Source organism: Streptosporangium sp. NPDC051023 (genome assembly GCF_040689595.1).
In the GTDB taxonomy this organism is placed as follows: Bacteria; Actinomycetota; Actinomycetes; order Streptosporangiales; family Streptosporangiaceae; genus Streptosporangium.
Genome location: NZ_JBFBCE010000044.1, coordinates 68,516 through 75,829, shown reverse-complemented (window position 1 = coordinate 75,829; position 7,314 = coordinate 68,516). Strand labels below are relative to the sequence as shown.

Here is a 7,314-nt window from a genome sequence, read left to right as displayed (position 1 = left end):
GTGGATCACGATCCTGCGCAAGCGGGAGAACTTCAGGGCGGCCTTCGCCGGTTTCTCCATCCCCGCCGTCGCGCCCGGGTCGCACACCCACGCGGTTCCCGGGACATCGGGGAAGGGGAACCGCTCCGCGCCGGTCACCGTGCCCCCGTGACCGGTGCCCTGGGTGCCCGGCCGGACATCTCCTCTGGCCGGGCACCCCCCACGCTCACCACCTGGCATGAGAGCCGACCTTGACCGAACACGACCTCGAGGTGATCGCCCTGTTGGGCACCATCTACCCCGGCTGGCGCTTCCAGGTGGCCGACGCCCCGGGCGTGGCCCGATGGTGGGCGCACCGCTACCGGCCGGTCACCACGCCCCAGCACAGCGCCGGAGCACGCGACTTCATCGGCCGCGGCACCCCGGAGCGCCTGGCCGCCGCGCTCGGCCGACACGCCGAGATCATCGACCGGACGCGCCGGTGACCCCTTGATCCTCGGACGGCTCGTGCTGACACGCTCCGCGAGCCGTCCGGCTGTTTCCTCACCCACCCCACCGGGAGATCCCCCATGGCCACCATCATGATCACTGGCGCTGACGGCACCTTCACCATCGACGGCACCGCCGAACGGCTGCTGACCCCGCCCGAGGTCGCGCGCCTGTTCGGCGTCGATCCGAGGACCGTCACCCGTTGGGCGAGAGAGGGCAGGCTCTCCTCCACACGCACCCCGAGCGGTCAACACCGCTACCGCGAGGGCGAAGTTCTCGCGTTGCGTGGCTAGTAGGGCAAGTAGATCCGCGCGCTCTGGACGTCGCCGTAACGATGGCCGCTCTCCTTGATCCAGGCGGAGTAGACCCAGTCACCCCCTCTGAAACGGAGCGGGAACTTGTCATTCGCGTAGGCCTTGGTGGTGTAGGTGGTGCGGTTCGGGCTTGTGCCGGCGTAGTCGCAGTGGACGGGGCCGGCGTTCGCGCTGATCAAGCTGCTGGTGGGGATGAGCTGCGCGCAGACATAGACGTCGGTGGAATTAGGGGCGATCTTGACGTCGACGTATCCGCTGATGGTGTCCGCGGCTGCGGCTGGGAACACACAGGGCTTGAGGGAATAGCCGTAGCCGACCGCCGCGTAGTCGTAGCGGCAGCCGCCGCCGGTTGCGATGCCGGCATGAGCGGTGCCGGTCATTGCAACAACCGACGATCCGGCCACACCCAGCGCCAGCAGAATGCGCGCGATACCTTTTCTCACGATGCTTCCTTTCCTCGATAAGTCATCGATATCTCCCCCGTCATGCCTCAGCACGGCGATGAGGATCGCGGCACAGCCGCTCAGTGGGATGCCGCTTGGATCCGTCTCGCATGTGGGGGCGGGACCAGAGTGTCCGGGCAGGCTGAATGGAGTCACGTTTCCCGTACGAATCCATACACTCCCGGCTTCTGGCATCTGCCTGCCGGGAGTACGGCTCCACGTATCGGGAGGCGTCGTGGGGAACGTCGGGGCACGGTTCCGGATCCGGGTCGGTCACTGACCTGCCCGGGTTCATCTCCCCGTTCCCCCTTGGGGTCCCGGTAGCAATGCAGAAATTTCCAACGAAGTAGCTTCTGACCCGTGGTAACCCCGAACTCTGCGACTAAGGTCGCGATTCGCTTACGGTGCGGATCATGAGCGACGACGGCTCTTGAGTTCAGCGGAGACGTCGTTCAGGGGTGACGCGGGCGGAGGCCTCTTCACCTCGGGTCATCCAGGAGGGATGGGAGTGGCGCGTGGGACGCACGAAGACTTCCCCGTTGGATAGCTATCTGTAGCGTAATGATTACATAGAGTGATGACAGGATGTCTCCGAACCCATCCCACCACCTCTCCGAAAGGCCCCCCATGCGACGCACCATCCCCAAGGTCGCCGCCCTCGCAGCGGTTGCGATGCTCGCCCTGACCACCCCCGCTCAGGCCCAGCAGACCGACGCCTCCCAGCACACCGCCACCGGCTCGGCGGCCTACTTCGAGTACACCGACATCACCCACGAGAAGGCCGTTCTCAAGCTCACCGACCCGGCCAAGATCCAGCACGCCAGGGACCTGGTGAACGGCGAGACCACCGACAGGCCCCACCTCTTCGGCCGGATCGTTCCGCGCACCGCCCCCTACAACCCGCGCTGGAGCTACCACTACAACCCCGACACGGTCGACTTCTTCGACGTCGCCATCGAGGTGTGCGACGCTACGATCCCCTACGTCGAAGACCACCTGGACGAGGCGGGCGGCGCATTCCTGCCCGGTTATGTCTGGTGCCCCTGGTCATCGCGCCTGGTGCGCGAGATCCACGCACCGTAAGACCGCACACCACGTCACAGCACATCTGCTGACATGACGAAAGCGGCCTCGGTCCCCCAAAGAGGATCGAGGCCGCGCTGTGTCCGGGGCAGGATCTATGACAGAGGCTGAGGCTCTTCGACGGCGCGGACCGTTCACGCATCCCGGTAGATCGGCTGGAGCTTACTCCGCGGCAGGAGCCGGCCAAACCACGGGTACCGATGCTCTGCCCAGCGGGGCTTCGTGGGGCCACCGGTCAATACCGATGCAGGATGGCCTTGAATGCGGAGGCGTCAGCCAGAATGAGGCGCCGGGAGCAGCCGCCCCGCGAGTACGGCCAGGCAGAGTGCCCACACGCTCCACGCCACGTAGCCCGCGAAGTTGATCGGTCCCGCCATCGGAACCCCGAGCGGGACCAGCACCCCGGCCAGGACCGCCAGCGCCGCGCCGACGCCGAGCACGCCGAACCAGCGGGGCGGCGCGGGGAGGGCGGCGAGCACCAGGACGGTCCACGCGGCCGTGAACAGGTAGCCGAGGGTCTCGCCGACACCGGTGCCGAGATAGCCGTGCAGCACGGTGAAGACGGTCTCGGCCGTCGCCCTGTCACTTGCATGGGCCAGCGCGGGCACCGCGAACGGCCAGCGGATCAGGCCGAGGACCTGGACCAGCCCGGCCAGCACCCCGGCCCGCGTCGCCAGCGCGGCGGCCGGTACGTCCGGCAGGCGGCGGCCGAGGAGCACCGCGGCCGGGATGAGCGCGCCCGCGCCGAGCGCCAGCAGCAGGAACCAGGCGGAGACGGCCGTCTGGTCGGCGGCGAACCTGGCCAGGATCGTCGCGGGCGGTTCGGCGAGCACGCCCGGGTAATCGAAGGTGACACCCAGGCCGACGAAGGCCACGTTGGCCGCGATCACACCGGCGGCGAGGATCGATCTCATGGGACTCCCTTAACTCTGAACGGTGTTTAATATTAAACACCGTTCAGAGTTTCGGGGGAAGACTAGAGTTTCCCCGTGAAGAGAGGACCCCAGCGCTCGGTGAGCCCGCAGGCCGTCCTGGACGCGGCTCTGGAACTGGTCGACGGCGATGGCCTGACCATGCGGGCGCTGGCCTCACGGGTCGGCCTGACCCCCGGCGCGCTCTACACCTACTTTCCCGACCGGGGCGCCATCATGAACGCGCTGGCCGACCGGCTGCTCGCCGAGGCCGATCTGGGGCTGCTCGAGGATCGTTCGAAACCGCCGCACCAGCGGATCGAGGACTTCGCCCTGACGCTGCGCGAGGTGCTGCTCCGCCATCCGGCGACGCTTCCCGCCATCCTCGGCGCGGCCTTCAGCGGGCCCGTCGCGCTCAGGGTCGGCGAGAGCATGCTCGGCGTGCTGCCCGACCCGCGCGCCTGCTACACCGTGATGGTCTACGTGCTGGGCGCCGTCGCCCTTGAAGCGGCCGAGCTGACAAGCGGTGCCGAGCTGACGAGCGGTGGGGAGGGAAGGCCCACGGGCGGCCCCCCTCCCTCGGAGACCGAACGGATCGCCGCCCGCAGGGCCGCCTTCGCCGCCGACCCGGACGTCTTCCCCAGGACCCACGCGGCGGCCGACGCCATCGCCGCCTACATCTCGACCGACCAGTTCCGCTGGGGGCTGCGCCGCGTCCTGGCCGGACTGTGACGAACGTTCCGGTCAGGTCGTACGAACGTTCCGGTCAGGGCCCGGCACCGTACGGCGCCGCCGCGCCCGAGGACGACCGGCCCCGTGGGAACGGGGACGACGGCGCGGCGGCGAGCCGGGGAGCCGGGCCCCGCGGATCACGGGGTGACCCTGACCTCACCCAGCTTGACCAGCCCGGCGAGGGTGCCGGGGTTGTTGGCGCCGGTGGTGTAACCGAGCTCCACGATGATCTGGTAGGTCGCCTGCGACTGCAGCAGGTTCTGCATGTCGATCAGGTCCTGGTAGAGGCCGTTCGCCGGGGTGAGGGCGACGTCGGGACGCGAGACGACGACGTCGGCGCCCGGGCCGAGCGGGTCGGCGACGACCCTGAGCTGCCAGGTCCCGCAGATCATCTCCACGAGAGCCCCGGTGAGCCGCCATTTGACGTCGATCTTCCACGCGTCGCCCTTACGGACGATGTCGGTGGGGTTGCCGCCCGGGTCGAGAACGGTCGCCTCGATGGCGCCGTCCAGCGTGAACCCCGCGGGGAAGGACTGGAAATCACCGGCAGCCATGGCTGCCTCCTTTGCGCGTGCGGTGAACTGGGCGATTAGCACGCTAGGTCGGAGCCGGGAGGCCGCACCTCGGTGACGGCCTCGGGAGAATCCCGGGGGCACCCGCGCCGAGAACCAGGGTCAGCCCGCGCCGATGGCGGAGAAGGACCACCCCGTCGCCTGGTGGAGCGCGTCTCGGGGAAGGCGTTCACGAGCGTCGCACAGCGCCTCCGCCAGGCTCATGCCGTCGCGCAGCCCGTCGTGCAGGGAGAGCATCAACGGGATCACGGCCTCGTCGTCGACGGGAAGGCTGCTGGCCACGATGCCGGCCGTACCCAGCGGCAGCAGTGCCGTGGCCAGCCCGAGCAGTTCGTCCGCCCCGACGGGCTGGAGCCTGCCCGAGTCGCAGCTGGACAGGACCATCCGATGCGGCGCCCTGTCGAGGCGCTCGAAGTCGTGCACGGTGAGCGGGCCGTCGTCCATGCGCAGCGAGGAGAACATGGGACTGTCCGCCCTGAAGGTGCCGTGGGCGGCGATGTGGGTGAGCCTGCTGCCGTCGATGGCCGCCAGGACGGCCGCCGCCCTCGCGGTGCCGTCGTGCAACACCTTCGCGGTGCCGTACCGCGTGGCCAGTTTCGGCACCTCGGCACCGCCCGTCGCCAGCCCGGGACCCTTGACGAGAACGACGCGCTCCCCCGATGGCGGCACCTGCCGGGCACGCAGCCAGGCGCCCGCCGACGGCGAGACGCTGAGCACGCGTCCCCGCAGCGAGGGCAGCAGCGTCCAGGGCACGCCGTGCAGCCGCCCCGGCGGGACGATCACGACAGGTCCCTCGCCCAGGTGCCGTACGGCCGGGCCGAGCAGGGCCTCCTCCATGCGCCGCCCACCCGCCTCAAGCAGCGGCAGCCAGTCGCCCGGCCGCCGGTAGGCCACCCGCCGCAGCCCGGCGCGGGCGTGGTCGGCCTCAAGGGCGGCGTCGGCGAACCTGCCCGCGGTGAACCTGCGCACACGGCCCCTTCCGCACAACAGGACGTGCAGCGTGCCGTCGATGGCGACGATCTCGACCAGCCAGCCGTCTTCGAGGCGCTCCAGGAGAGAGGCGACACGGAAGCGGTGCCCGTGCGGCCCCTCCCCGCTTCGCGTGCGGAGAGTGTGGGCGCGAATGTCCCGTTCGAGCCTGCGCAGCTCGCGCTCCAGCGAGGGGACGGGGACGCCCTGCCCCCTGGCCTCCTCGACCCGGCTCGCGATCTCGCGGAAGGCCGTCACGGCGCGCAGGAGCTCCGGATCGTCGGGCGGCCGGGTCGGCGGGATCGTCAAGGCGGTCGCCCGCCAGCGTTCGCTCCACTCGAGCAACCGCCGCGGGTCTCCCTTGGCGAGGGCGACCCGCTGGGCGAGCAGAGCCAGCTCCGCCCCCTGGGCCGCGGCCCGCGCCCGTAGCTCGGAGGCGCCCAGGGTCATCCGGTGCTCATCCAGCAGGTCGAGCCCACGCCTGCAGGCCCCCAGCAGCGTGTGGGTACGGCCCGCCGCCTCGGCGCACAACGCGTGGGCCACCCACCCGTCGACGCGGGCGAGCGCGGGCCCGCGGTTCCTGGTCCTGGCCGCGACCGTGAGGTGGCGTGCCGCCTCGTCCGCCCTGCCGAGGGCGAGGGCGGTACGGCCCGCCAGCAACTCGGCCTGCACCGCCTCGGGAGAGCCGAGCCCGGCCAGCCTGGCGGCCACGGCCGCGGCGTCGCCGACCAGACGCCCGGAGACCTGCCCCGCGGCGAAGCGGGCCTGCAGCAGGACCAACCGGGCGTGGGCGTGCCACCAGTCCCGGCGCTGGCGGGAGAACTGACGGGCCGCGAGCGTGGCCCTGGCCATCGCCGCGTGCGGGTCACCCGCCGCGATGGCCGCCCGCGCCGCGGTGAGCAGGAGTTCCGCTCCTCGGGTGCTCTGTCCTCCCCTGCGGGCGAGCAGGCTCGCGGCGGCGTCGGCCTCCTCGAGGGCCTCCGTGGCCAGCCCCGCGGCGAGCAGGGCCGCGCAGCGCCGGATGTTCAGGACGAACATGGGCGTGCCCAGCTCCGTGTAGCGCCTCGCGGCCTCGTCGAAGTGGCGCAGTGCCATGGGCAGGTCACCGGCCCTGAAGGCGGCGAGCCCCCGGTTCTCCACGGCGTCGGCCTTGTCGTGGTCCTGGTCGGTGCCCGCCCACAGCAGTTCGGCGGCGACGAAGTCGGCCTCCGCCTGCTCGGCCGAGCCCAGGGCCAGGTGGACGGTCGCGCGCAGCGTGAGCGCGCGGGCGGTCCAGATCGTGTCGTGCGAGCGGCGCAGGACGGGGATGGCCTGGCGCAGGTCGGCGAGCGCCTCACGATGGTTGCCCAGCACCCACCAGACGTAGCCTCGCCGATAGAGCACGCGGGCGGCGGTGAGGCCCTCGCCGCGCGCGACAGCCTGCTGCAGCGCGCCCATCCCGTGGCGGGTACGGCCCGCGTGGATGAGGGCGGCCCCCAGGGTGGCCAGCACATCCGCCTCACGGTCGGGCGAACCGGAGCGCGCGGCCAGGACACGGGCCCGCCGCAGGTGACCGATCGCGACGGTGAGATCGCCGAAGTCGCGATGCCAGATGCCGATCACCTGGTGAGCCACCGAGGCGTCATACGGCGTGGGCCCGACCGCCAGCAGGGCGTGCGCCCCGGCGAGGGCATCTTTCGGTCGTGCGAAAACCAAGGGCAACAGATCCAGAGGATCTCCGCCAAAACTCCGGATCTGTGACCTTCCCGGCGCCACGGATCGATGTTAGACGTGAGGGTGCACTGCGTCCATGCCGCTGGACACCACCCGACGCCTCAGGAGG

9 protein-coding genes are annotated in these 7,314 nt (G+C 70.8%); 5 read left to right on the top strand and 4 right to left on the bottom strand.

From position 1 onward, the window contains the following. Nucleotides 1-4 precede the first annotated feature (4 nt). The 3 genes from AB0395_RS27135 (at nucleotide 5) to AB0395_RS27125 (ending at nucleotide 761) form a co-directional block, all read left to right on the top strand. A complete protein-coding gene (locus AB0395_RS27135; RefSeq protein WP_366285405.1) occupies nucleotides 5-151 on the top strand; it encodes a hypothetical protein in 147 nt (48 codons plus the stop codon). 79 nt (nucleotides 152-230) lie between these two features. After that, the gene (locus tag AB0395_RS27130) at nucleotides 231-464 is read left to right on the top strand and encodes a hypothetical protein (protein WP_366285395.1); all 234 of its coding nucleotides are present in this window, start codon (nucleotides 231-233) and stop codon (nucleotides 462-464) included. Between the two features lie 126 nt (nucleotides 465-590). Beyond that, nucleotides 591-761 carry a BldC family transcriptional regulator gene (locus tag AB0395_RS27125; RefSeq protein WP_366285403.1) on the top strand — a complete coding sequence of 57 codons (171 nt, stop codon included), beginning with the start codon at nucleotides 591-593 and terminating at the stop codon, nucleotides 759-761. Here the strand turns inward: AB0395_RS27125 and AB0395_RS27120 are convergent. Beyond that, nucleotides 758-1,225, bottom strand: coding sequence for a hypothetical protein (locus tag AB0395_RS27120; protein WP_366285393.1), 468 nt, complete (start codon nucleotides 1,223-1,225; stop codon nucleotides 758-760). The genes AB0395_RS27125 and AB0395_RS27120 overlap by 4 nt on opposite strands. 627 nt (nucleotides 1,226-1,852) lie before the next feature. Here AB0395_RS27120 and AB0395_RS27115 point away from each other — a divergent pair. After that, nucleotides 1,853-2,308 (top strand): calmodulin-binding protein, encoded by a 456-nt coding sequence (locus tag AB0395_RS27115; protein WP_366285390.1) that lies wholly within the window; start codon nucleotides 1,853-1,855, stop codon nucleotides 2,306-2,308. 272 nt (nucleotides 2,309-2,580) lie between these two features. On the opposite strand, the gene AB0395_RS27110 is transcribed toward AB0395_RS27115, so the two are convergent. After that, nucleotides 2,581-3,222 carry a DUF4386 family protein gene (locus tag AB0395_RS27110; RefSeq protein ID WP_366285389.1) on the bottom strand — a complete coding sequence of 214 codons (642 nt, stop codon included), beginning with the start codon at nucleotides 3,220-3,222 and terminating at the stop codon, nucleotides 2,581-2,583. Nucleotides 3,223-3,297: 75 nt separating this feature from the next. On the opposite strand from AB0395_RS27110, the gene AB0395_RS27105 reads away from it, so the two are divergent. Further along, the gene (locus AB0395_RS27105; RefSeq protein WP_366285386.1) at nucleotides 3,298-3,951 is read left to right on the top strand and encodes a TetR/AcrR family transcriptional regulator; all 654 of its coding nucleotides are present in this window, start codon (nucleotides 3,298-3,300) and stop codon (nucleotides 3,949-3,951) included. A 137-nt stretch (nucleotides 3,952-4,088) separates the two neighbouring features. Here AB0395_RS27105 and AB0395_RS27100 read toward each other — a convergent pair whose 3' ends face one another. After that, on the bottom strand, nucleotides 4,089-4,505 hold the full coding sequence (locus AB0395_RS27100; protein WP_366285385.1) for a hypothetical protein: 417 nt from the start codon (nucleotides 4,503-4,505) through the stop codon (nucleotides 4,089-4,091). A gap of 120 nt (nucleotides 4,506-4,625) precedes the next feature. Next, nucleotides 4,626-7,187, bottom strand: a complete 2,562-nt coding sequence (locus tag AB0395_RS27095) for a CHAT domain-containing tetratricopeptide repeat protein (protein WP_366285382.1) — start codon at nucleotides 7,185-7,187, stop codon at nucleotides 4,626-4,628. Between the last annotated feature and the right edge of the window lie 127 nt (nucleotides 7,188-7,314).

What these genes read in the sequence shown, in the direction of transcription:
- AB0395_RS27115 (WP_366285390.1), top strand. Translation starts at nt 1,853, where the DNA reads ATGCGACGCACCATCCCCAAGGTCGCCGCCCTCGCAGCGGTTGCGATG.
- AB0395_RS27110 (WP_366285389.1), bottom strand. Translation starts at nt 3,222, where the DNA reads ATGAGATCGATCCTCGCCGCCGGTGTGATCGCGGCCAACGTGGCCTTC.
- AB0395_RS27100 (WP_366285385.1), bottom strand. Translation starts at nt 4,505, where the DNA reads ATGGCTGCCGGTGATTTCCAGTCCTTCCCCGCGGGGTTCACGCTGGAC.